General features: G+C 71.1%; 23 protein-coding genes. 3 read left to right on the top strand and 20 right to left on the bottom strand.

What is annotated here, in order from left to right:
* From ACCP09_RS02605 to ACCP09_RS02520, 18 genes are all read right to left on the bottom strand, one after another.
* The coding region (locus ACCP09_RS02605) for an enoyl-CoA hydratase/isomerase family protein (RefSeq protein ID WP_433742910.1) at positions 1 to 351 on the bottom strand (351 nt) is incomplete at its 3' end.
* 10 nt (positions 352 to 361) lie between these two features.
* Positions 362 to 1,168: an enoyl-CoA hydratase/isomerase family protein gene (locus ACCP09_RS02600; RefSeq protein ID WP_027930231.1), complete on the bottom strand. Its 807-nt coding sequence runs from the start codon at positions 1,166 to 1,168 to the stop codon at positions 362 to 364.
* A complete protein-coding gene (locus tag ACCP09_RS02595; protein WP_433742908.1) occupies positions 1,168 to 2,184 on the bottom strand; it encodes an LLM class flavin-dependent oxidoreductase in 1,017 nt (338 codons plus the stop codon). The genes ACCP09_RS02600 and ACCP09_RS02595 overlap by 1 nt, the downstream gene beginning before the upstream one ends.
* Positions 2,172 to 3,341, bottom strand: coding sequence for a CaiB/BaiF CoA transferase family protein (locus ACCP09_RS02590; protein ID WP_433742906.1), 1,170 nt, complete (start codon positions 3,339 to 3,341; stop codon positions 2,172 to 2,174). The genes ACCP09_RS02595 and ACCP09_RS02590 overlap by 13 nt, the downstream gene beginning before the upstream one ends.
* On the bottom strand, positions 3,338 to 4,030 hold the full coding sequence (locus ACCP09_RS02585) for an ABC transporter ATP-binding protein (RefSeq protein WP_027930234.1): 693 nt from the start codon (positions 4,028 to 4,030) through the stop codon (positions 3,338 to 3,340). The genes ACCP09_RS02590 and ACCP09_RS02585 overlap by 4 nt, the downstream gene beginning before the upstream one ends.
* Positions 4,027 to 4,728, bottom strand: a complete 702-nt coding sequence (locus ACCP09_RS02580; RefSeq protein ID WP_123687466.1) for an ABC transporter ATP-binding protein — start codon at positions 4,726 to 4,728, stop codon at positions 4,027 to 4,029. The genes ACCP09_RS02585 and ACCP09_RS02580 overlap by 4 nt, the downstream gene beginning before the upstream one ends.
* Positions 4,725 to 5,762 carry a branched-chain amino acid ABC transporter permease gene (locus ACCP09_RS02575; protein WP_433742903.1) on the bottom strand — a complete coding sequence of 346 codons (1,038 nt, stop codon included), beginning with the start codon at positions 5,760 to 5,762 and terminating at the stop codon, positions 4,725 to 4,727. The genes ACCP09_RS02580 and ACCP09_RS02575 overlap by 4 nt, the downstream gene beginning before the upstream one ends.
* The gene (locus ACCP09_RS02570) at positions 5,759 to 6,610 is read right to left on the bottom strand and encodes a branched-chain amino acid ABC transporter permease (protein ID WP_027930237.1); all 852 of its coding nucleotides are present in this window, start codon (positions 6,608 to 6,610) and stop codon (positions 5,759 to 5,761) included. Before ACCP09_RS02570 ends, ACCP09_RS02575 begins: the two co-directional genes overlap by 4 nt.
* 4 nt (positions 6,611 to 6,614) lie before the next feature.
* Positions 6,615 to 7,811, bottom strand: coding sequence for an ABC transporter substrate-binding protein (locus tag ACCP09_RS02565; RefSeq protein WP_167499276.1), 1,197 nt, complete (start codon positions 7,809 to 7,811; stop codon positions 6,615 to 6,617).
* 187 nt (positions 7,812 to 7,998) lie between these two features.
* Complete coding sequence (locus ACCP09_RS02560) at positions 7,999 to 8,763, bottom strand: enoyl-CoA hydratase/isomerase family protein (protein WP_433742900.1); 765 nt, start codon at positions 8,761 to 8,763, stop codon at positions 7,999 to 8,001.
* An 18-nt stretch (positions 8,764 to 8,781) separates the two neighbouring features.
* Complete coding sequence (gene menB, locus ACCP09_RS02555; protein WP_433742898.1) at positions 8,782 to 9,606, bottom strand: 1,4-dihydroxy-2-naphthoyl-CoA synthase; 825 nt, start codon at positions 9,604 to 9,606, stop codon at positions 8,782 to 8,784.
* Complete coding sequence (locus ACCP09_RS02550) at positions 9,603 to 10,361, bottom strand: SDR family NAD(P)-dependent oxidoreductase (protein ID WP_027930241.1); 759 nt, start codon at positions 10,359 to 10,361, stop codon at positions 9,603 to 9,605. Before ACCP09_RS02550 ends, menB begins: the two co-directional genes overlap by 4 nt.
* A gap of 12 nt (positions 10,362 to 10,373) precedes the next feature.
* Positions 10,374 to 11,285: a hydroxymethylglutaryl-CoA lyase gene (locus ACCP09_RS02545; protein WP_433742896.1), complete on the bottom strand. Its 912-nt coding sequence runs from the start codon at positions 11,283 to 11,285 to the stop codon at positions 10,374 to 10,376.
* Positions 11,282 to 12,505, bottom strand: a complete 1,224-nt coding sequence (locus ACCP09_RS02540) for an acetyl-CoA hydrolase/transferase family protein (protein ID WP_433742894.1) — start codon at positions 12,503 to 12,505, stop codon at positions 11,282 to 11,284. Before ACCP09_RS02540 ends, ACCP09_RS02545 begins: the two co-directional genes overlap by 4 nt.
* A complete protein-coding gene (locus ACCP09_RS02535; protein WP_433742892.1) occupies positions 12,502 to 13,665 on the bottom strand; it encodes a thiolase family protein in 1,164 nt (387 codons plus the stop codon). The genes ACCP09_RS02540 and ACCP09_RS02535 overlap by 4 nt, the downstream gene beginning before the upstream one ends.
* On the bottom strand, positions 13,665 to 14,405 hold the full coding sequence (locus ACCP09_RS02530; RefSeq protein WP_433742890.1) for an SDR family NAD(P)-dependent oxidoreductase: 741 nt from the start codon (positions 14,403 to 14,405) through the stop codon (positions 13,665 to 13,667). Before ACCP09_RS02530 ends, ACCP09_RS02535 begins: the two co-directional genes overlap by 1 nt.
* Entirely contained in the window at positions 14,405 to 15,571 is a 1,167-nt protein-coding gene (locus tag ACCP09_RS02525; RefSeq protein ID WP_433742888.1) for an acyl-CoA dehydrogenase family protein, read from the bottom strand. Before ACCP09_RS02525 ends, ACCP09_RS02530 begins: the two co-directional genes overlap by 1 nt.
* Before the next feature lie 72 nt (positions 15,572 to 15,643).
* On the bottom strand, positions 15,644 to 16,687 hold the full coding sequence (locus ACCP09_RS02520; protein WP_433742886.1) for an acyl-CoA dehydrogenase family protein: 1,044 nt from the start codon (positions 16,685 to 16,687) through the stop codon (positions 15,644 to 15,646).
* 108 nt (positions 16,688 to 16,795) lie between these two features.
* On the opposite strand from ACCP09_RS02520, the gene ACCP09_RS02515 reads away from it, so the two are divergent.
* On the top strand, positions 16,796 to 17,575 hold the full coding sequence (locus ACCP09_RS02515; RefSeq protein ID WP_208722593.1) for a FadR/GntR family transcriptional regulator: 780 nt from the start codon (positions 16,796 to 16,798) through the stop codon (positions 17,573 to 17,575).
* Positions 17,576 to 17,579: 4 nt separating this feature from the next.
* Here the strand turns inward: ACCP09_RS02515 and ACCP09_RS02510 are convergent, their stop codons facing one another.
* Positions 17,580 to 19,499 (bottom strand): AMP-binding protein, encoded by a 1,920-nt coding sequence (locus tag ACCP09_RS02510; RefSeq protein WP_433742884.1) that lies wholly within the window; start codon positions 19,497 to 19,499, stop codon positions 17,580 to 17,582.
* A 4-nt stretch (positions 19,500 to 19,503) separates the two neighbouring features.
* Positions 19,504 to 20,679 (bottom strand): acyl-CoA dehydrogenase family protein, encoded by a 1,176-nt coding sequence (locus ACCP09_RS02505; RefSeq protein WP_123687457.1) that lies wholly within the window; start codon positions 20,677 to 20,679, stop codon positions 19,504 to 19,506.
* A gap of 60 nt (positions 20,680 to 20,739) precedes the next feature.
* Here ACCP09_RS02505 and ACCP09_RS02500 point away from each other — a divergent pair, with 60 nt between their 5' ends.
* Both ACCP09_RS02500 and ACCP09_RS02495 read left to right on the top strand, forming a co-directional pair.
* Positions 20,740 to 21,159, top strand: coding sequence for an FAS1-like dehydratase domain-containing protein (locus tag ACCP09_RS02500; RefSeq protein WP_027930251.1), 420 nt, complete (start codon positions 20,740 to 20,742; stop codon positions 21,157 to 21,159).
* Positions 21,156 to 21,554, top strand: coding sequence for a MaoC family dehydratase (locus ACCP09_RS02495; RefSeq protein WP_027930252.1), 399 nt, complete (start codon positions 21,156 to 21,158; stop codon positions 21,552 to 21,554). Before ACCP09_RS02500 ends, ACCP09_RS02495 begins: the two co-directional genes overlap by 4 nt.
* The last annotated feature ends 21 nt before the right edge of the window (positions 21,555 to 21,575 follow it).

Here is a 21,575-nt window from a genome sequence, read left to right as displayed (position 1 = left end):
CGCGGCGCCGTGCACCGCGGCGATCACCGGGAACGGCAGCGCGCGGATCGCGGCCAGCCCGCCGGTGGCCAGCTCCTGGAAGTGCAGGAACTCGCGCACCCCCATTCGGGTGATCACGTCGATCTCGTCCAGGTCGAAGCCGGCGCAGAAGGCCCGCTCCCCCGCACCGGTCACGATCAGCGCCCGGGCCTTGCTGTCCCGCATGGCGCGGGCGGCGGCGAGGAACTCGCCGAACATCGCCACGGTCTGGGAGTTCATCCGGTCCGGCCGGTCGATGCGCAGCAGCAGGACCCCGTCCTCGGGTTCCTCGATCCGCAGTGTCGTCAGCTCCGGCACTTCGAAGTCGATCATGTCGGTCCCCTCACCGGCCGGTGAACTTCGGCGCGCGCTTTTCCTTGAAGGCGGCCAGCGCCTCGGGCATGTCGGAGCCGCGGGTCAGCAGCGCCTGACCCCGGTTCTCCAGCTCCAGGGCCGCGGCGTAGGAGGTGACCTCCATGTTCGCCTGCAGCGCCCGCTTGGACAGCTGCACCCCGCCCGGCGAATTCGCGCAGATCAGCGACGCCATCGCGAGCGCCTCCGCCAGCAGCCGTTCGCCCGGCACGACCTTGTTCACCAGCCCGGTCCGCTCGGCCTCCTCGGCGAACACGAAGCGCCCGGTGTAGGCGATCTCCGAGGCGAGCGCGGGGCCGACGATCCGGGGCAGCAGCCAGGACGCTCCGAGGTCGCCCGCGGACAGTCCGATGCGGACGAAGGCGGCGTTGAACTTGGCGTTCTCCGCGGCGATCCGGATGTCGGCGGCCAACGCGAGCGACAGCCCACCGCCGGCCGCGGCACCGTTGACCGCGGCGATCACCGGGATCCGCAGCGCCCTCAGCGCCGCCAGCCCGCGTGCCGCGTGCTCCTGCCTCTCCAGCATCTCCAGTGCGGTCAGGCCGGGCAGCTCGTCGGCGTCGTCCAGGTCGTAGCCGGCGCAGAACGCCTTGCCCGCGCCGGTCAGGACCAGCACCCGTGCCGCGTCGTCGTCGTTCAGCGCGAACGCCAGCTCCTCGAACTCCGCGAACATCCGCACCGTCATCGAGTTCAGGCTGTCCGGCCGGTTCAGCGTCGCCACCACGACACCCTCGACCGGCTCGGTCAGCTCGATCGTCTCGAGTTTCAGATCCACCATCAGCGCATCCCCTCCACAATCGCCACCGTCGCCTCCTCCGCTTCGTCGGGTTTGAGCCCCCACGGCACGCTGACCAGGCCGAGGTGGTCGTAGTCGCGGGCGTGCACCGCGACCCGGGCCTTGAGTTCGCCGGGGCGGCAAGCCACACCGACGGCGTCGAGCGCCGCGTCCGGCACCGCGGCGGCCATCGCCTCGGGGTCGCCCGCGCGTGCGGCCTCCCGGATCTTCGCCTGCGCGTCCGACCAGCCGTGCAGCTCGAACAGCGCGTCGTAGACGCGCGAGGCCGCGTACTGGGCCACCGCGAACGCCAGCCGGTTCCGGGCGGCTTCCTCGTCGACATCCACCGCGCACATCAGGATGCCCATCAGTTGCACGTCGCCGGGCTCCCGGCCGGAGTCGGCCAGGCCCGCGGCGAGGTTGGGCCGCACCACCTCGTCCAGGTAGGCGGTGGTGAACATCGGGTGCCCGACCAGCCCGTCGGCGACGCGCCCCGCGGCGCGGATCATCCGCGGATTGACGCCTGCGGTCCAGATCGGCAGGTGCTCCTGCACCGGCGGCGGGGTGTCCGAAGTGGGCCGCAGCCGCACCCGGTAGAAGCGGCCCTCGTGCTCGACCGGCCCCTCGTGCAGGCGCCACAGTTTGCGCAGCACGGTGACCAGCTCTTCCATCCGGGCGGCCGGGGCATCGCCGCTGACGCCGTGCCAGTCCGCCATCATCCGCGGAGTGCCGTTGCCCAGCCCGAGGGTGAGCCGTCCGCCGGAAAGCTCGTCGAGGTCGCGGGCCTCGGCCGCCCACACCAGCGGGGACCGGCCCACGCCGTAGGCGATGTTGGTGCCGAGCCGCACCCGGCTGGTCGCCTGGGACAGCACCGCCAGCGGCACCGTCGCGGACCGGTTGTACAGCTCGCCGGTCCACACCGCGTCGAACCCGGCCTCCTCGGCTCTCGCGGCGATCTCCGCCGTGCGCCGGAACCGTTCCGGTCCCGAACCCGAGCTGAAGACGGTCAGTCCGTACATGCCACTCCCTCCCCGGCGATCGCACCCGACCGCCACCACTGCTCGACTCGTTCCGCGGCCACGCCCCAGTCCCGCAACGCCTCCCCGGTGTGCTCGCCCGGCAGCGGCGGACGGCGCCCGAGCTGTGCCGGCGTGCGGCTGAACTTCGGCGCCGGGGCGGGCTGCACGAGTCCGTCCTGCTCCACAAAAGATTTGCGTGCCAGGCTGTGCGGATGCCGCGGCGCCTCGTCGACGTCCAGCACCGGTGCGACACACGGGCCGCGGCCCTCGGCCAGCACGGCCCACTCGTCGCGGGTGCGGGTGCGGACAGCGTCGGCGAACAGCTTGCGCAGCCGCGGCCACGTCCTGCGGTCGTCACGATCGGGCAGGTCCGCCGGCAGACCGAGCAGGTCGACGAGGTCGTCGTAGAAGCGCCGCTCCAGCGCGGCGACCGACAGCCACTTCCCGTCGGCGGTCTCGTAGACGTCGTAGAACGGCGCCCCGCTGTCGACCAGGTTGGCGCCCCGCTCCCGGTTCCACGCCCCGGTCTGCGCGAACCCGAAGAACGCGGTGGACAGCAGGGCCGAGCCCTCCACCATCGCCGCGTCGACGACCTGACCGCGGCCGGAACGCTGCCGTTCCAGCAGCGCGGCAAGGATCCCGAGGGCCAGCAGCGAGCCGCCGCCGGCGAAGTCGCCGATCAGCGACAGCGGCGGGGTGGGCGGCTGCCCGTGACGGCCGATCAGCGACAGGGTCCCGGACAGTGCCACGTAGTTGAGGTCGTGGCCGACCGCCTGCGCGAGCGGGCCGTCCTGGCCGAACCCCGTCATCCGCCCGTAGACCAGGGCCGGGTTGCGCGCCAGGCAGACGTCGGGCCCGATGCCGAGCCGCTCGGCCACGCCGGGCCGGAAGCCCTCGACAAGCGCGTCGGCCCGCTCGACCAGGTCCAGCACCACCGAGGCGCCGTCGGGGTTCTTCAGGTCGACGGCGACCGACCGGCGGCCGCGGTGCAACAGCTCCGTGCGGAAGTCGGCGCTGGGCCCGACCAGCACGGCACCCTCCGCGCGGTCCAGCCGGAGCACCTCGGCGCCCAGGTCGGCCAGCAACATCGCGCAGAACGGGCCGGGCCCGATCGAACCGACCTCGACGACCCGGAAACCGGCCAGCGGGCCCGTCACAGGGCGATCACCTCCTGCACCTCGCGGGAGGCGAGGTCGGCGACCGGTCCGGAACCGGCGAGCTTCCCCTTGCGCAGTGCGAGGAAACTGTCCGCCAGCGCGCGGATCATGCCGATGTGCTGCTCGACCAGCAGCAGCGCAGTGCCGCGAGAGCGGATTTCCCGAAGCGCCGCGGTCAGCTCGTCGATCACCACGGGCGCGAGGCCCTCCGTGGGTTCGTCGAGCATGAGCAACTTCGGCTCGGCCAGCAGGGCGCGGGCGATCGCGAGCATCTGCTGTTCACCGCCGGACAACGCCGTGCCGGGCCGCTTCGCACCCCGGCCGAGGTTCGGGAACAGCTCGTACACCGCCTCGACGCTCCACTGCCCCCGCCGGCGGGACGCACGCCCGAGGAGGATGTTCTCCTCCACCGTCAGGTTGCCGAAGATGCGTTTGCCCTGCGGCACCAGGCTCACGCCCCGCGCCGCCGGTTCGTGGCGCCTGCGGCCGGCGGGTGTGCCGTCGAGGAGGATCTCGCCGGTCACCTGGGGCACCCCGTAGACCGACAGCAGCGCGGTGGTCTTGCCCGCGCCGTTGCGGCCGACCAGCCCCACCGTGCTGCCTTCCTCGATCGTGAACGACACGTCGTCCAGCACGACCGCGCCGTCGTAGGAGGCGCGCACTCCCTTGAACTCCAGGATCGCACTCACGCGGCACTCCCCAGGTAGGCGCGGACGACCTCGGCGTCGGCTCGCACCTCGGCGGGGGCGCCGTGGGCGAGGACCTTGCCGAGGTTGAGCACGGTGATCACGTCGCAGACCCGGAACACGCCGTCGACGTCGTGTTCCACCAGCACCGCGGCGACATCGCGCTCGCGGCACAGCCGCCGCACGTGGTCGAGCAGGCGCACCGACTCGTCGGCGACCAGGCCGGCGCACGGTTCGTCGAGCAGGACCACCCGCGGGTTGCCGATCAACGCGAGCGCCAAGTCGACACTGCGTTGCGTGCCGTAGGCGATCTCGGCGCAGACCCGGTCCAGCACCGGCCCCAGCTCCAGTGCCTCGACAACGGCCGCGACGTCGTCCGCGCCCTGCCGGTGGGCGACCATGTCCAGCTGCGCCCGCACGGTCATCGACGCGAACACGCTGGTGCGCTGGAACGAGCGGGCGATCCCGCGGTGCCGCCGCCACCGCGGCGGGCGGCGAGTGATGTCCTCACCGACGTAGCGCACGGTTCCCGCGGACGGCTTCACCCGTCCCGACAGCGCGTCCAAGAACGTCGACTTGCCCGCCCCGTTGGGTCCGATGACGCCGTGCAGGACGCCCGGATCCAGCGCGATGTCCACTGTGTCCAGTGCGTGGACCGCGCCGTAGCGCACGCTCACCCCGGTCGCTTCGAACAGGCTCATTTCCCGCCCCTTCGCCAGAACCGGCGCCGCAGCTTCCCGAACACACCGGTGATGCCGCCGGGCAGGAACACCAGCACCACCACCAGCGCGACGCCGGTGTAGAGCTGGAGGTTGCCCGAGCTGTTGAACTCCGCCTGCGCCCAGACATAGGCCAGCGCGCCGACGACCGGCCCCGCCAGCGAACCGAGACCGCCGACGATCGCCGCGATCAGCGAGTCACCCGCCTTGAGGAAGCCGAGCACGTCCGGCGAGACGTAGGCGGCGTTGAGGGCGAACAGCACCCCGCCGAGCGCGGCCACGGCCCCGGAGACGACGAACGCGGCCAGGCGGGGCCGGAACGTGCCGAACCCGGAGAAACGCATGCGTTCCTCGTTCTCCCGGATGCCTTCCAGCACGATGCCGAACCGCGCGCGGCCGAGCAGCCACAGCACGACCGCCGCGGCGACCAGCGCGATCCACACCACCGGCCAGAACAGCGCCGCGTTCATGACGTCGTCCATCGGCATGCCGAAGACGGCCTGGCCGGGTTCGACGTGCACCTGCAACCCGTCGTAGGCGCCGGTCCACGGCCGGGCCACGGTCTGCACACAGAACTGGTAGAGGGCTTGGCCGAGCGCGAGCGTCAGCATCAGGAAGCCCATCCCCGAGGCGCGCACGACGAGCAGCCCCATGAGCACGGCCAGTCCCGTTCCCACGGCCAGCCCGAACAGTGCCGCGGGAAGCGGGCCCCAGCCCCACTGCTGCGTCGCGATGGCCAGCGCGTAGGCCGCACCGCCGAAGAAGGCGGTGTGGCCCAGGCTGATCAGCCCGAGGTGCCGGGCCAGGAACCCGATCCCGAGCGCCAGCAGCGCGAGGATGACCCCGTCGAGCAACAGTCCCATCGTGTAGCGGTCGGGCACCACGTACGGCACGGCGAGCCCGGCGACGGCGGCCACCACGGCGATCGCGAGACCACGCAGGACGAGCCCGCGGTGCAGACCGGTCTTCGACGGGCCGGCGACCACTTCCGGCTCGGCGACGGCGAGAGTACTCATGCCTGCCTCCCGAAGAGCCCGGCCGGCCGCCACAGCAGCACGGCCACCAGCGCCGCGTACGGCACCAGGACGGCGACGCTGGGCAGCCACACCGCGCCGAGGGTCTGCACGACGCCCAGCGCCATCCCGGCGGTCATCGCGCCGGCGATGCTGCCGGCGCCGCCGATCACGACCACGATGAGGACGTTGATCAGGATGGCCACGCCCATGCCAGGATCGACCGACACGTACGGCGCGGCGAGCGCGCCCGCGAGCCCGGCCAGGGCCGCGCCGAGGCACACCACGACGAGGCTGACGCGGTCGGCGTTTATGCCGAGAATCTGCGCCGTCTGCCCGTCCCTGCTCGCCGCCCGGATGTGCAGGCCGAGCCGCGAGGCGCGCAGCCACCAGGTCAGGCCGACCGCCAGCACCACCGCGAATCCGATGATCAGCAGGCGGTAGCTCGGGTAGTCGACGCCGAACACCGAGGTGGTGCCGCCGAGCCCGGCAGGCGGGGCGACCGCGAGCGTGCGCTCGCCCCAGATCAGCACGATGACGCGTTCGAGCACCATCGCCACGCCGAAGGTCACCAGCCCGACCTCGATGTGGGAGCGGTGCTGCAGCCGCCGGAAGAACACCAGCTCCAGCACCGCGCCGAGCACCGCGAGCACCGCCGGGGCCACCACGAGCGCGAGCCAGAACGAGAAGTTCGCGCTGACGCTGTAGGCGAGGTACGCGCCGGCCATGTAGAGGGCGCCGTGCGAGAAGTTCGTGACACCGCGCAGGCCGTAGATCATCGCCAGCCCGGAGCTGAGGATCATCAGCAGCGAGCCGAACGCGATCCCGTTGAGCAGCTGGGCGAAGTTCACGCGATCACCCCTTCAGCGTGCAGGCCGGGTCGGCCTGCGGGGTGGTCTGCGTGCCCGGGGCACTCGCGATGATCTTGAACGCGAGCCCGCTGCCGTCCTTGACGACCTGCCCCAGGTAGGAGGGCCGCACCAGCTGGTGATCACCCGCGCGCATGGTCACCGAACCGGCGATGCTGTCGAAGGTGAGGTCGTTCAACGCCGCACGCACCTTGACCGGGTCGGAGCTGCCTGCCTTGCGGATACCGGCGAACAGCGTCTCCGCGGCGAGGTAGGCGTCGGCTTCGACGTAGTAGGGCTTGGTGCCGAACTTGGCCTGGAAGCCCTGCACGAACTGCCGGTTGAGCGGGTTGTCCGCGCCCGGGTCGTAGCCGACGTTGTTGTAGAAGCCGGTGATCTTGTCGCCCAGCGCCGGGAAGAGCGGCTCGGAGACCATGTTGAAGCCAAGCACGCTGCGGAACTTGGCGGGCAGGTTGAACTGTGCGGCCTGGTTGACGAACGCGACGCCGTCGGCGCCGTACTCGACGGCGAACAGCGCGTCGGCGTCGCTGGCCTGCAGCTTGGTGATGTAGGAGCCGAACTCGGTGGTGTTGAGCGGCGCGAACTGCTCGAGCACGACCTGCTTGCCTGCGGCCTGCGCGGCCTCGCGGAAGATGTCGGCCGCGGTGTGCCCGGTGGAGTAGTCGACGGCCTGCACGGCCCAGCGGTCGCCGGGCAGGTTCTTCAGCGTCGCGGCGAGCGCGTTGACGTCCATCCGGTTGGTCTGCACGGTGCGGAAGGCGTTGGCGGTGCAGTCCTTGCCGGTGAGAGCGTCGTCCTTGCCGAGGCTGTTGAACGACAGCGCGCCCAGCGCGTCGAGCTGCTGGTTGAGTGCGCCGTGCTCGGTGGAGGTCATGACCGCGCCGATGAACTGGGCGCCGCGCTGGGTGACCGCCTCGCGGGCGGCGCGCAGCGTGGTGGCCGAGGTGGCGTCGGTGTCCATCCGGATCAGCTCGACCTGGCGGCCGTCGATCCCGCCCTGGGCGTTGACGGTGTCGACGGCGTACTGCCAGCCTTTCGCGGCGTCGGATCCGAACTGGGCGAGCGCCCCGGACGAAGGTGGGATGATGGCGACCTTGATGGCCCCGGTGGCATCTCCCGCCTCGCTGCTGCCGGGGGTGCCGCACGCGGCGACGAGCGCCCCGGCCAGGAGAGCGGTAAGCACTGGAACGACTTTGTTCCTCACGATTGCCTCGACAAGTCCGTTGGGGAGCCGGGAAAGGACTCCGGGGTGGGAGGGTCAGACGCGTCCCCGAATTTTGGTCTTATCATTGGAACAAATGCGTCTCCACAAAGGGGCAAAAGGCTCTCCCCCGTGGGCGATCATCTCCCCCGATCGGGATAACCCGCACTCAGGCGAAATCCGGTGGCCGCTTCTCCAGGAACGCGGTGATTCCCTCACGGGCCTCGCCGGACTCGAACAACTCCTGTTCCTGCGCCACCTCGAACCGGAAACCCTGCTCCAGCGGCAGATCGAACGCGGCGTCCACGGTGCGGATCACCGCCTGCTGTGCGGGCAGCGACAACCGGGCCAGCTCCCGCCCGAGCTCGAGCGCGGCCTTCTCCGCCGTGCCCGCCGCCACCAGCCGGTCGATCAGCCCGATCGCGTGCGCCTCCTCGGCGGGCACCTGGCGGGCGGTGAGCATGATGTCCAGCGCCCGCCCGCGGCCGACCAGGCGCGGCAGCCGTTGCGTCCCGCCCGCGCCCGGGATGAGGCCGAGCTTGACCTCCGGCAGCCCGAACTTCGCCGCCGACGACCCGACCCGGAGGGTGCACGCCATCGCCAATTCCAGACCGCCGCCCAGCGCCAGCCCGTCCACGGCGGCGATGGAGATCCGGTCGGCGGAGGCAAGCCGGTCCAGGACGCCGCGCAGCCGGTCGCCGTATTCGGTGAACGACTTCGCGTCGATCGCGGACATGTGCTTGATGTCGGCGCCGGCCGCGAAGAACCCGGGGATCTCCGACGAGACCACCACGACCTTGGCCTCGCTCGCGTCGAGCGCCGCGTTCATCCCGTCGATGATGGGCAGCCCCAGCGCGTTCGCCGGAGCGCGTCGCAGGGTGAAAACCTCGATGCCGTCACCGGCGTCGCGCCGGACGACCGCGTTGTCGCTCATGGAAATCCTTCCGTGTGCTCAGGGGCGGCGCGGGAACCGGGCGAAGTCGGGCCGCCGCTTGTCCTTGTAGGCCTCGCGGCCTTCCTTGGCCTCCTCGGAGGCGTAGAACAGCAGGTTGGCATCGTGCGCGAGCTGCTGGATGCCGGCCAGCCCGTCCTCGGCCGCGTGGAAGCTCGCCTTGAGCATCCGCAGCGCGAACGGCGAAAGATCCAGCATCTCCCGGCACCAGGCCACGGTCTCGGCCTCCAGCTCCGCCAGCGGCACCACCGCGTTGACCAGGCCCATCTCCAGCGCCTGGCGCGCGTCATACTGGCGGCACAGGAACCAGATCTCCTTGGCCTTGCGCGCGCCGACCAGATTGGACAGCAGCCCCGCGCCGAACCCGCCGTCGAACGAGCCGACACGCGGGCCGGTCTGCCCGAACCGCGCGTTGTCGGCCGCGATCGCCAGATCGCAGACCAGCTGGAGCACCTGTCCCCCGCCGACCGCGTACCCGGCGATCATCGCGACCACCGGTTTCGGCAGCCGCCGGATCTGCACGTGCAGGTCGGTGACGTGGAACCGGCCGGGCTTGCCCGGCTCGGACAGGTAGCCGGTGTCCCCGCGCACGCGCTGATCACCCCCGGAGCAAAACGCGAGATCGCCCTGTCCAGTCAGGACGATCACGCCGATCGAGGTGTCCTCACGCGCCACGTCCAGCGCGTCGGAAATCTCCACCAGCGTCTGCGGCCGGAACGCGTTGCGCACCTCCGGGCGGCAGATCGTGACCTTGGCTATGCCGTCCCCGCTGTAGTCGAGCCGGATGTCGGTGTAGTCGCCGACCTGCTTCCAGTCGACGCTCACGCCATCGTCAATCCGCCGGAAACGGACAGGGTCTGCCCGGTGATGTACTCGGCGGCGTCGGAGGCGAAGAAGGCGACGGCGGCCGCGACATCACTCGGCTTGGCCAGCCGCTTCATCGGCACCCCGCGCACCATGCCGGCCAGCACCTTGTCCGCGTCCTGCCCGGAGTTGTCGGCGAACTTGCGCAGCGCCGGGGTGTCGGTCGGGCCCGGGCACACGGTGTTCGCGGTGATGCCCTTGGTGGCGACCTCACGGGCCAGGGTCTTGGTGAAGGCGATGATGCCGCCCTTGGCGCCCGAGTACACCGCCTCCAGGGACGAACCGACGCGGCCCGCGTCGGAGCCGATGTTGATCACCCGGCCGAACCCGCGCTCGATCATGCCCGGCACGACGGTGTGGATGACCCGCAGCGCGCCCTTGAAGTTGATGTCCAGGATGCGGTTCCAGAAGTCCTCGTCGGTGTCGACGAACTTCATGAAGTCGTCCCAGCCGGCGTTGTTCACCACGATCTCGACCGGACCGAGCTCCTCGGTCACCGTCTTGACCGCGGCCTGCACCGACGCGGTGTCGGTGATGTCGGTCCGCACCGCCAGCGCGGTGCCGCCGGCGTCGCTGATGGTCTTCGCGGTGGCCTGCGCGGCTTCGGCGTTGAGGTCGGCGATCGCGACCCGGTACTTCTGCTCGCCCAGGGTCTGCGCGATGCCCTGCCCGATGCCCTGCGCACCGCCGGTGACGAGCGCGACGCGGTTGCTCATGTCGAGTCCTCTCTAGTTCCAGTTGACGGGTCCGGCCACAATCGAATGGCTGGTGAGCTTGCGGCCCAGGACGTCCTGCGCGGCGCGGGCGGCGTCGATGAGGCCGGGCAGCGACAGCCCGGTCTCGACGCCGATTTCATGGAACATGCTGACCAGGTCCTCGGTCGCGATGTTGCCGGTCGACCCGGGCGGCACCGGGCAGCCGCCCAGCTCGCCGAAGCTGGACTCGAAGCTCGCGCACCCCGCTTCGAGCGCGGCGTACGCGTTGGCCAGGCCCTGCCCGCGGGTGTTGTGGAAGTGCGCGGTGACCTCGACACCGGGCAGCCGCTCCAGCGCGGCCGCGAAGAACTCCGAGACGTAGGCCGGGTTGGCCATGCCGGTGGTGTCGCCGAAGCCGATCTCGGTGGCGCCCGCCTCGGCGAACCGCTCCGCCAGGCCGAGCACGCGGTCCAGCTCGACCTTGCCCTCGTACGGACAGCCGAACGAGGTGGCGACCACGGCCGCGCAGTCCAGGCCCTCGCCGCGGATGCGGGCGGCCATCTTGTCGTTGTCGGCCATGGTCTCGGCCACGGTGCGGTTGACGTTGCGCTTGTTGTGCGTCTCCGAAGCCGACACGAAGATGGCCGCCTCGTGGAACTTCTCCCGCACCTTCAGGGCGTTGTCCAGGCCCCGGCTGTTCGGGATCAGCACCATCAACCGCACGTCGTCCGGTACGTCGATGCGATTCAGCACCTCGACGCCGTCGGCGAGCTGCGGGATGACGTCGGGACGGACGAAGCTCGCGACCTCGATCCGCTTGAGCCCGGCGGCGGCGAGCGCGTCGATCAGCCGCACCTTCTGCTCGGTGGGAATGTGCTCGGGTTCGTTCTGGAACCCGTCGCGCGGGCCGACTTCCCGGATGTGCACCCGGCTCGGTCGCGTCATGGGTGAGCTCCTTTCGACAGCGCTTCCCGGTGCTCGGGCGCGGCGATCGCGATGAGCCGGCGGGCGCGCTCCGCGAGGTCGCAGCCCCGCAGGTGTGCCGCGCCGTACTCGGTCACCACGACGTCCACATCGGACCGGGAGGTGGTGACGACGCCGCCGTGCAGCGCCGGGACGATGGTGGAGTGCGTCCCGGAGCGGGCCCGCACGGTGATGATCGACCGGGCGCCGGTCAGCGACGCGGCGCGGGTGAAGTCGGCCTGCCCGCCCACCGCGCCGATGTAGACGCCGCGGCGGACCTCGGCGCCGACCTGCCCGGTCAGGTCGACCTCGATGGCGGAGTTGACCGACACCAGCGACCCGAGCCGGGACAGCACGGCCGGGGAGTGCGTGTAACTGGCCGACCGGAACCGCACCGGCAGGTCCGGCAGCCGGTCGTACAGTTCGGCGGTGCCCAGCGCGGCGCCGGTGACGATGAGACCGGTGTCGATCTCCTTGCGGGCGCCGGTGAGCACCCCCTTCTCGACCAGCCTCAGCACCCCGTCGGAGATCATGCCGGAGTGGAACCCGAGGTCGGAGTGCCCGGCCAGGCAGTCCAGCACCGCGGCCGGCAGCGATCCCACCCCCATCTGCAGGGTGTCGCCGTCCTCGATCAGCTCCGCCACGTGCCGGGCGATCGCCGACTCGGCCTCGTCCGGCGCCTTGGCCGGCGCCTCGGCCAGCGGCCGGTCGGTCTCCACGGTCGCGGCGAAGCGCGACAGCGGGATCCGGTCCGTGCCGGTGGTGGCGGGCATGCGGTGGTTGATCTCGGCGATCAGCACCGGGGTGTGGGCGACCGCGTCGGCGGCGTAGTCGGCGCCGACCCCGAGCGAGCACAGCCCCTTCGAGTCCGGCGGCGAGACCTGCACGAACCCCACGTCACAGGGCAGGGCGCGGTCGGCGAACATCGCGGGCAGCGCCGAGTAGTGGCACGGCACCACGGCGAGCCGCCCGGCCCGGCTGACCCGGCGCAGCTCGCCGAGCGCACCGTAGGACACCAGTGACAACTCCGGCGGCAGCTCCCGCGTCAGGCGCTGGTCCCACGTCAGGCCGCAGAACGCGCGGTGCGGGCCCAGCTCACCGATCTGGTCGAGCAGGGCGTGCACCAGGGGTGTCGGCTCGGCGCCGGCCTGGCCCCACCAGATCCCGGCGCCGGGCGGCACGTGCGGTGCGAGGTCGATCATCCGTCGAGCCGCTGGATCAGGGTGGCGGTGCCCAGACCGCCGCCGCAGCACATGGTGACCAGGCCCAGCTCGGCATCGCGGCGCTCCAGCTCGGCCAGGATCGTGGCGATCAGCCGCGAGCCGGTCGCGCCCACGGGGTGGCCGAGCGCGATGGCGCCGCCGTTGACGTTGACCCGGTCCATGTCCGGCTTCAGCTCACGCTCCCACGCCAGGACCACCGAGCTGAAGGCCTCGTTGACCTCGAACAGGTCGATGTCGTCGACGGTGAGACCGTTGCGTTCCAGCAGTTTCCGGGTCGCCGGGATGGGACCGGTGAGCATGATGACCGGGTCGACGCCGACGGTGGTCTGGTCGACGATCCGCGCCCGCACCCGCAGACCGTGCTCGGCCGCCGCCTCGCGGGATGCCAGCAGGACCGCGGCCGCCCCATCGGAAATCGGTGACGAACTGCCCGCGGTGATGCGGCCGTTCTCCTTGCGGAAGGCCGGTTTGAGCCCAGCGAGCTTCGCCGCGTCGGTACCGGGCCGCACGCTCTGGTCACCGTGCAGGTCCCCGAAGGGCACCAGCTCCGCGTCGAAACGCCCGGCTTCCCACGCCGCACTCGCGAGGCGGTGCGACCGCACCGCGAACTCGTCCATCTCCGCGCGGGAGATCTGCCAGCGATCGGCGATCAGTTCGGCGCTCTCCCCCTGGTGCACGAAGGAATACCGGTCACGCAGCTCGGCCGGCCACGGGTCGCCGTAGAGTTCGGAGATCTTGACCGGTGAGTCGATCGGCACGTGTCCCATGTGCTCGACACCGCCGGCGATCACGAGGTCGTGCGTGCCCGTGCCGACCAGCCCGGCGGCCATCTCGACCGCGGTCTGCGCCGAGCCGCACCGGCGGTCCAGCGTCACCGCTGGCACCTCGGGCGGATACCCGGCCTGCAGCCAGGCGTTGCGGCCGATGTTGCGGGACTGCTCACCGAACGGCGCGGTGCACCCGACAACCAGGTCCTCCACCGCACCAGGCGCAACGCCGGTGCGGGTCAGGAGTTCGCGGTAGCACGCGGCGAGCAGGGCGTTGGGGTGTGTGTCGCGGTACCAGCCGCGCTCGGGGTGCGACTTGCCGATCGGGGTGCGCACCGCCTCGGCGAGCAGGACCTCACGTCCGTGCCGCATCACATCACCGTCCCGCCGTCGACCGGCAGCACCTGGCCGGTGATGTACCCCGCCGCGGGCGAGGCCAGGAACACGAAACTGCCGGCGATCTCGTCGGGCGTGGCCCACCGGCCGAGCGGGATCCGCGCGAGCGTTTTGGCGGCGAGCTTCTCGTTGCTGCGGATGTTCTCCGTCATCGCTGTGGCGGCCAGCGGCGCCAGCGCGTTGACGGTGACCTGCTGCCGGGCCAGCTCCCGGGCCAGGGATTTGGTGAGGCCGATGATGCCTGCCTTGGCGGCGCCGTAGTTCGCCTGGCCGATCGTGCCGTCGATGCCTGCGGCCGACGTGACGTTGATGATCCGGCCGCTGCCGTCGTCCGGCAGGTAGGGCAGCACGGCCTGGCTGCACACGAAGCTGCCCACGAGGTGGATGTCGACGATCCGGCGGAACGCCTCCTCGGTCAGCTTCGGAAACATCGCCGGCGCGATCGCACCGGCGTTGTTGACCAGGATGTGCAGTTTTCCGTCCGCGAGTGCCGCGGCCTGCTTCGCCGCTTCCGCCGCAGCCGCCGAGTCGCGGACGTCGAGCGCGCGGTACTCGGCCGCGTCCCCGATGCTGTCGGCGGTCGCCTTGGCGGCCTGCTCGTCGATGTCGGTGACGAGCACGCGCGCCCCCGCCGCGGCGAACGCCCGGGCGACGGCGGCGCCGATGCCCCCGCCCGCACCGGTGACGAGGGCGGATCGGTCGTCGAGTCGGAACATCAGTAGCTCCTCGGCAGTCCGAGCACGTGCGAGCCGAGGTAGTTGAGCACCATCTCCTGGCTCAGCGGTGCGATCTTGAGCAGGCGGGCCTCGCGGAAGTACCGCGCCACGTGGTACTCCTCCGAGTAGCCCATGCCGCCGTGGGTCTGCAGTGCGCGGTCGGCGGCCTGGAAACCGGCATCGGCGCACAGGTACTTCGCCGTGTTCGCCTCGCGGCCGCACGGTTTGCCGTTGTCGTAGAGCCAGGTCGCCTTGCGCAGCGCCAGTTCCGCGGCGTCCAGCCGCGCCAGCGAGTCGGCGAGCGGGAACTGCAGGCCCTGGTTCATCCCGATCGGGCGGCCGAAGACCTCGCGTTCGTTGCCGTAGCGGACGGCGGCCCGCAGCGCGGCGCGGCCGAGGCCGAGCGCTTCGGCGGCCACCAGCATCCGTTCCGGGTTGAGGCCGTCCAGGATGTAGCGGAAACCCTGGCCCTCCTCGCCGACGCGGTCCTCCACCGGGATCCGCAGGTCGTCGATGAACAGCTCGTTGGAGGTGACGGCGTTGCGGCCCATCTTCCGGATCGGGCGGATGTCCACCTTCGACCGGTCGAGGTCGGTGAGGAACAGCGTGAGGCCGTCGGTCTTCTTCCGCACGTCCTCGAACTTCGTGGTCCGGGTCAGCAGCAGGATCTTCTCCGACTCCATCGCCTTGGAGATCCACACCTTGCGGCCGTTGACCACGTATTCGTCGCCCTCGCGTCGGGCGAAGGTGGTGATGCGGGTCGTGTCGAGGCCCGCGCCCGGTTCGGTGACGCCGAAGCACACGTGCAGGTCGCCGTTGACGATCCGGGGCAGCGTGCGGCGCTTGAGCTCCTCGGAACCGTGCACGATCACCGGGTGCATCCCGAAGATCGACAGGTGCATCGAGCTGGCCGCGTTCATCCCGCCACCGGAGGCGGACACCTCCTCCAGCAGCAGCGCGGCCTCGGTGATGCCGTACCCGTGCCCGCCGTACTCCTCCGGGGTGGTGATTCCGAGCCAGCCACCCCGCGCGAACGCGTTGTAGAACTCGGTTGGGAACTCCTTCGCCGCGTCCTTCTCCAGCCAGTACTGGTCGTCGAACTTCCCGGCCAGCTCGGCCACCGCCTGGCGAATGGTCGCCTGGTCCTCGGTCAGTGCAAAGTCCACCGCGCTCTCCCGCCCGACATTGGATTTGGCCCAACTATACCAAAGGACTGACCAAAACCATAGCGCTGCGAATCACGCCGCCGAGACCAGGGGCAACGCCGCCGCCAGCCGCTCGTTCCACACCGACGACGACCCGGACAGGCGGCCGTTGAGCTTGGCGCGCTTGTAGAACAGCTGCAGGTCGTGCTCCCACGTGTAACCGATGGCGCCGTGCAGGGTGAGCGCGCTGTCCGCCACGCCGGCGGCCGCCTCGCACACCTGCGCCTTCGCCGCCGCCGCGTGCAGCGCGTAGTCCTCGTGTTCCTGCTCCACCGACGCGGCCGCGTAGTAGACGAGCGTGCGCGCGGACTCGACGGCCACGAGCATGGTCGCGGCGGCATGCTTGACCGCCTGGAACGACCCGATCGGCACGCCGAACTGCTCGCGCTGCTTGCTGTACTCGACGGCGAGCTCCAGCATCCGCTCGGCCGCGCCGAGGCTGTCCGCGGCGACCAGAACCGCCGAGCGCAGCGCGACGCGCGCGAGGTCCGCCGCGCCCAGTTCCGTCCCGCGGGCGCCGTCGAACGTGACATCAGCGACAGACCGGCTGCGGTCCAGCAGGGCCCGTTTCGTCAAGCGCGCGTCCGCGGCGTCGACGAGGTACAGCCGCCCGCCGGACGGCACCGCGAACTTCGCCGCCCGCTCCGCACCGAGGACAAGCGGCACCGTCCCGCTCAGGACACCGTCGGCCACCTGGACCGGACCGGCAATATCTGCCGGCTTGTCCGAATTCACCGCCAGAACGGCGAATTCACCCCGCGTCAGCGACGCCTCCGCCACTTCGGCCGGCAGCACGGGTGCGGCCAGCACGGAGGCCAGCCACGCCGAGGACGGCGCCGCCGTACGGCCGAGCTGCTCCGAAGCCAGCGCGAGTTCCAGCAGTCCCCCGCCCTGCCCGCCCGCGGATTCCGGAGTGCCCACGGAGAACCAGCCCTCCTCGACGAACCGCCGCTCGAACGGAGCGGGATCACCGGTGTCGAGCCATCCGCGCACCGCCTCGAATGAGGCGAACCGGTCGAGCCAGCCCCGGAACGTGTCCCGGAACAGCTCCTGGTCTTCGGTCAACGTCCAACGCATGCTCGTGCCTTTCACCGGTGACGTCACGATGCTGGTTCAATACGTCGCGAACCTGGGAAAAATGGTAACTTAGGTCAGACCTTTAGGCCAAAGTGTGGGGAGACTGACATGGCGGGCACACGCCCTGCGGCGACCAACGGCACGCGCTCCGCGGTGCGCCTGACACCCATGGAGGTACCGAAGGCGTCCGACGTGCTGGCCGACGACCTGCGGGAACGCATCCTGGAGGGCGAGTTCGAAGAAGGCACCGCCCTGCCCACCGAACGCGAGCTGGTCGCCCAGACCCAGATGTCCCGCACCACGGTGCGCGAGGCCCTGCGGATCCTCGAGGTCCAGGGCCTGGTCCGCATCAAGGCCGGCCGCGGGGGCGGCGCGTTCGTGCAGCGCCCGGGCCGCGACTCGGTCGCCAGCTCGGTCGGGCTGCTCATCCGCGGCCAGAAGGTGCGGCTGGCCGCCCTGCTGGAGACCCGCGAAGCCATCGAGCCCTACTGCGCCAAGCTCGCCGCCCAGCACCGCACGGACGCCGACCTCGCTCGGCTCGACGCGGCGAACGAAGCCATCGCCGACGAGAACGGCAGCCTCGCCGAGTTCCTGCAGGCCAACGTCGACTGGCACGTCGCCGTCGCCACCGCCAGCCACAACGAGCTGCTGGCCGGCCTGATGACGGCGCTGTCCACGGCGATCTACGCGGCGACGGAGAACGAGGCCTTCGTGGACGACGAGGTGCGCCGCACCACCGTCAAGGCGCACAAGTCGATCACCGCGGCGATCCGGGCCCAGGACCCGGATGCCGCGGTGCGCCGCATGAACCGGCACGTGCATTCCTACGCCGAGGCCGTGCTCGAGGTCGAAGAACGCACGGAGATCCCGGTCCCCGGCGAGAGCTGACGGGTCACGAGCCGACCAGGGCCCGGATTTCCCCGACCGCCTCCGGGTTCTCCGCGCCGGAGAGGTCACCGGGATCGGTGCCCAGCACCGCCGCCCGCACCGCCCGCCGGAGGATCTTCGCCGACCGGGTCTTGGGCAGCTGCGCCACGCGGTGCACGACCGCGGGTGCGAACGGTTTGCCCAGCTCCTCGGCCACCATCTCACGCAGCTTGGCCGACACGTCCTCGCCCGCGCCCGGGCGGGGAACCCAGAACGCCCACACCGCTTCGCCCTTCTTGGCGTCCGGGACACCGACCGCCGCGGCCTCGGCGACCGCCGGGTGCGTGGCCATCACCGCCTCCACCTCGGCCGGGGCGAGCCGTTTGCCTGCGATGTTCATGACGTCGTCAGAGCGCCCGCGGATGAACCACTGACCGTCCTCGACGAGGGCGTAGTCGCCGTGCCGCCACATCCCGGGGAAGGTCGACCAGTACGCCTCCAGGTAGCGGTCGTCGTCCTTCCAGACCCCGCGGGTCATCGCGGGCCACGGCTGACGGCACACCAGCTCGCCGATCTCACCACGGACCGGCCGTCCCTCGTCGTCGACCACGTCGACGTCCATGCCCAGCGACGGCCCACCGAGCGAGCAGCTGCGGATCGGCTCGACCGGGTAGGGCGCGAGGAACGAGCCGCCCACCTCGGTGCCGCCGGAGAAGTTGATGATCGGCACCCGCCCGCCGAACACGTCGCGGGCCAGCCATTCGTAGGAGTCCGGGTCCCAGGGCTCCCCCGTCGACCCGAGCACGTGCACCGCGGACAGGTCGAACCCGCTCAGATCGGTGGCCTCGTTCGTGCGCAACGTCCGGATGAGCGTCGGCGACACGCCGAGCATGCTGACCCGATGACGTTCGGCCAGGAGCCACAACCGGTCCAGGCCCGGCACGTCCGGCGAACCCTCGTAGAGCAGCAAAGTCCCGCCGTTGGCGTGGGTGCCGAAGATCGACAACGGCCCCATGATCCAGCCCATGTCGGTCACCCAGCAAAAGACGCCGCCCGGCTTCAGGTCGAAGGAGTAGGCGACCTCGCTCGCCGTCTTGACCAGGAACCCGGCGTGGGTGTGCACCGCCCCCTTGGGTTTGCCGGTGGTGCCGGAGGTGTAGGCGAGCAGCAGGGTGTCGGTGGCGCGCATCGCCTCGACCGGGCCGGGATCGCCGGAGGGCAGCTGCGACCAGAGCACGTCCCGCGGCGTGGCGGCTTTCGGCTCGTCGTCGAGGTTGCCGACGAGCACCACGTGTCGCACCGCCGGGCAGGACTCGAGCGCCTCGTCGAGCAGCGGTTTCATGGCCACCGCACGGCGACGGCGCACGGTGCCGTCGGCCACGATGACGGCCTTGGCGTCGGCGTCCTGCAGGCGCGAGGCGATCGCGGTCGGCGCGAAACCGGAGAACAACGGCACCAGCACCGCGCCCAGGCGGGCGATCGCGTAGCAGGCGACGACGGCCTCGGAAACCATCGGCAGGAACAGCCCGACCGCGTCGCCGCGGCCGATGCCCAGCGCGCGCAACCCGGCCGCCACTCGCTCGACCTCACCGGCCAGCTCGCCGAAGGTGAGGCTCCGGACAGTGCCGTCCTCCGCCTCGTGCACCACGGCCGCCCGGTCCGGCGATTCCTGGGCCCACCGGGTCAGGCACGCGTCGGCGATGTTCAGCTCGCCGCCGGGAAACCAGTCCGGCCACTCGATGCCCCGGGACAGATCCACGACCCGCGAGTACGGCGTGCGGAACGGGAGACCGAGATCGCGCACGACCGCGTCCCAGTACCACTCGATGTCGGCGACCGAGCGGGCCCGCAGCTCGGCCAGTGAACCGATGCCGTGCGCCCGGGCGAGCCGTGTGACGTTCGCGTGCTCGACATAGTCGTCGGTGGGCAGCCAGGTATAGACCACGATGTCAGCTCCTCGGCATGCCGAGCATCCGCTCGGCCACGATGTTGCGCTGGATGAAGGTGGAGCCGCCGGCGATCGCGGTGCCGCGGGCCTGGTAGGTCAGCCGCAGCCACCTCGAGGCCTCGGCGAGCTCGTCGTCGAGCCCGAACTGGTCACCGAGGGGCTCCAGGGAAAGCCGGAAATCGGCCAGGTCCTCCACCAGGGGGCAGAAGTACAGCTTGCCGATCGAGGTGACCGGCCCCGGTGGACCGCCTTCCGCGGCGAGGGTGACCACGCGCTGGCCGATGAGCCGGTGGGTCAGGGCGCGGCCGTAGAGGTCGGCCACCTTCTGCCGGATCAGCCGGTCCGCGCCCAGGGGACGGCCGTCCTCGCCGGTGCGCCCGGCGACGTCGGCGATGATGTCGGCGACGGCCCGGGTCGTGTTGACACGGCCGGTCGCGATCGCGACCCGCTCGTAGCCGAGCGTGGCCATCGCGACCCGCCAGCCTCCGTCGACCTCCCCCACGACCAGGTCGTCGGGGACGAACACGTTGTCCAGGAAGACCTCGTTGAACTCGGCCTCACCCAGCATGTGTGCCAGCGGCCGGACCGTGACCCCCTCGCTGTCCATCGGCAGCAGGAAGAACGTGATGCCCTTGTGCCGCGGACCGCCCCCGGTCCGGGCCAGCAGGATGGCGTGCGCGGCGAGCTGCGCCCGGCTGGTCCAGATCTTCTGGCCGTCGATGCGCCAGCCACCGTCCACCTTGGTCGCCCTCGTGCGCAGCGACGCCAGGTCGGAGCCGGACTCCGGCTCGGAGAACAGCTGGCACCAGATCTCCTCGCCGGTCAGGATGGGGCGCAGGAACCGCTCCTTCTGCGCCTCCGTGCCGAAATCGGCGATCGTGGGTCCGGCGAAGTCCTCACCGATGATGTTGAGCCGTTCCGGCGCGCCGGCCCGGTCGGTCTCCTCGGTGAACACCGCGCGCAGCTTCTCGTCCACGCCGCGGCCGCCGTACTCCTTCGGCCACGTCAGCCCGGCGTACCCGGCATCGAACAGCATCTGCTGCCACTGCCGCCAGAACGGCAGTTTGTCCTCCAGCCCGGGCGGTTCGGGCCACGGCAACTTCGGCAATGCACTGGAGAGCCAGTCCCTGATCTCAGCCCGGAAGCGCGCCTCCTCGGGCGAGTCCGCGAGGTCCATGTCCCACCCTTCCCGTCGTTTCGGGCCAATGATACTATAGGTCAGACCAAAGAGGGAGGTATGGTGGACATCCTCGACGAAGTCGCCTTCGACGTGGAACGTGGCAAGATCCGGGAGTTCGCCCGGGCCACCCGCGCCGGGGATCCGGTGCACACCGACGCCCGAGCCGCGCGGGCCGCCGGGTTTCCGGACGTCCCCGCCACCGCCACCCACGTGGTCGTCGCCGGGCACCACCGCGACCAGCGGGCGTTCGTGGCGAAACTGGGGCTGGCCTTCGACCGGATCGTCGTGGGCTCGGTGAAATGGACCTACTTCCGGCCCCTGTGCGCGGGGGACTCGCTGCACGGCGTACGGCGCGTGGCCGAAGACGTGCGCAAGCGCGGAATGCGCTTCGTGACCCTGGAGACGGACTACGTCGACAACGCCGGCGAGTGCGCGGTCCGCGTGCGCGAGGTCCTGATCGAGCGAGGACAGCGATGAGAGCGCCCGTCACCGCCGTGCCCGGCCGGTCACTCCCGGAGCGGGAGGTCGGGCCGGTAACCCAGACCGACATCGTCCGGTTCGCCGGCGCGGGCGGCGACTTCAACCCGCTGCACCACGATCCGGAGTTCGCCCGGAGGGCCGGGTTCCCCGGCGTGCTCGCGATGGGCCAGATGCAGGCCGGCATGCTCGCCGCGTGGCTGACCGACTGGTGCGGGGTGGAACACCTGCGCGAGTACGAGGTCCGGTTCGTCGCGCCGGTGTTCCTGGGCGCGGTGCTGCGGTTCTCCGGGGAGGTCACCGAAGTGACCGACGGGGTGGCGGCGCTGGCCCTGCGGGCGCGCGACGGCGAGACCGAGGTCCTGCGCGCGACCGCCCGCGTCGTCGTCGCCTGAACCGCCCTCAACCGGCTCCGG

The sequence above is a fragment of the Amycolatopsis sp. 3B14 genome (assembly GCF_050958625.1).
Lineage (GTDB): Bacteria > Actinomycetota > Actinomycetes > Mycobacteriales > Pseudonocardiaceae > Amycolatopsis_E > Amycolatopsis_E thermoflava.
Note: the sequence above shows the minus strand (reverse complement) of the source record. Positions and strands in the feature narration are given on the sequence as shown.

What these genes read in the sequence shown, in the direction of transcription:
- ACCP09_RS02600 (WP_027930231.1), bottom strand. Translation starts at nt 1,168, where the DNA reads ATGGTGGATCTGAAACTCGAGACGATCGAGCTGACCGAGCCGGTCGAG.
- ACCP09_RS02595 (WP_433742908.1), bottom strand. Translation starts at nt 2,184, where the DNA reads ATGTACGGACTGACCGTCTTCAGCTCGGGTTCGGGACCGGAACGGTTC.
- ACCP09_RS02580 (WP_123687466.1), bottom strand. Translation starts at nt 4,728, where the DNA reads ATGAGCCTGTTCGAAGCGACCGGGGTGAGCGTGCGCTACGGCGCGGTC.
- ACCP09_RS02575 (WP_433742903.1), bottom strand. Translation starts at nt 5,762, where the DNA reads ATGAGTACTCTCGCCGTCGCCGAGCCGGAAGTGGTCGCCGGCCCGTCG.
- ACCP09_RS02560 (WP_433742900.1), bottom strand. Translation starts at nt 8,763, where the DNA reads ATGAGCGACAACGCGGTCGTCCGGCGCGACGCCGGTGACGGCATCGAG.
- ACCP09_RS02550 (WP_027930241.1), bottom strand. Translation starts at nt 10,361, where the DNA reads ATGAGCAACCGCGTCGCGCTCGTCACCGGCGGTGCGCAGGGCATCGGG.
- ACCP09_RS02545 (WP_433742896.1), bottom strand. Translation starts at nt 11,285, where the DNA reads ATGACGCGACCGAGCCGGGTGCACATCCGGGAAGTCGGCCCGCGCGAC.
- ACCP09_RS02540 (WP_433742894.1), bottom strand. Translation starts at nt 12,505, where the DNA reads ATGATCGACCTCGCACCGCACGTGCCGCCCGGCGCCGGGATCTGGTGG.
- ACCP09_RS02535 (WP_433742892.1), bottom strand. Translation starts at nt 13,665, where the DNA reads ATGCGGCACGGACGTGAGGTCCTGCTCGCCGAGGCGGTGCGCACCCCG.
- ACCP09_RS02530 (WP_433742890.1), bottom strand. Translation starts at nt 14,405, where the DNA reads ATGTTCCGACTCGACGACCGATCCGCCCTCGTCACCGGTGCGGGCGGG.
- ACCP09_RS02520 (WP_433742886.1), bottom strand. Translation starts at nt 16,687, where the DNA reads ATGCGTTGGACGTTGACCGAAGACCAGGAGCTGTTCCGGGACACGTTC.
- ACCP09_RS02515 (WP_208722593.1), top strand. Translation starts at nt 16,796, where the DNA reads ATGGCGGGCACACGCCCTGCGGCGACCAACGGCACGCGCTCCGCGGTG.
- ACCP09_RS02505 (WP_123687457.1), bottom strand. Translation starts at nt 20,679, where the DNA reads ATGGACCTCGCGGACTCGCCCGAGGAGGCGCGCTTCCGGGCTGAGATC.
- ACCP09_RS02500 (WP_027930251.1), top strand. Translation starts at nt 20,740, where the DNA reads ATGGTGGACATCCTCGACGAAGTCGCCTTCGACGTGGAACGTGGCAAG.
- ACCP09_RS02495 (WP_027930252.1), top strand. Translation starts at nt 21,156, where the DNA reads ATGAGAGCGCCCGTCACCGCCGTGCCCGGCCGGTCACTCCCGGAGCGG.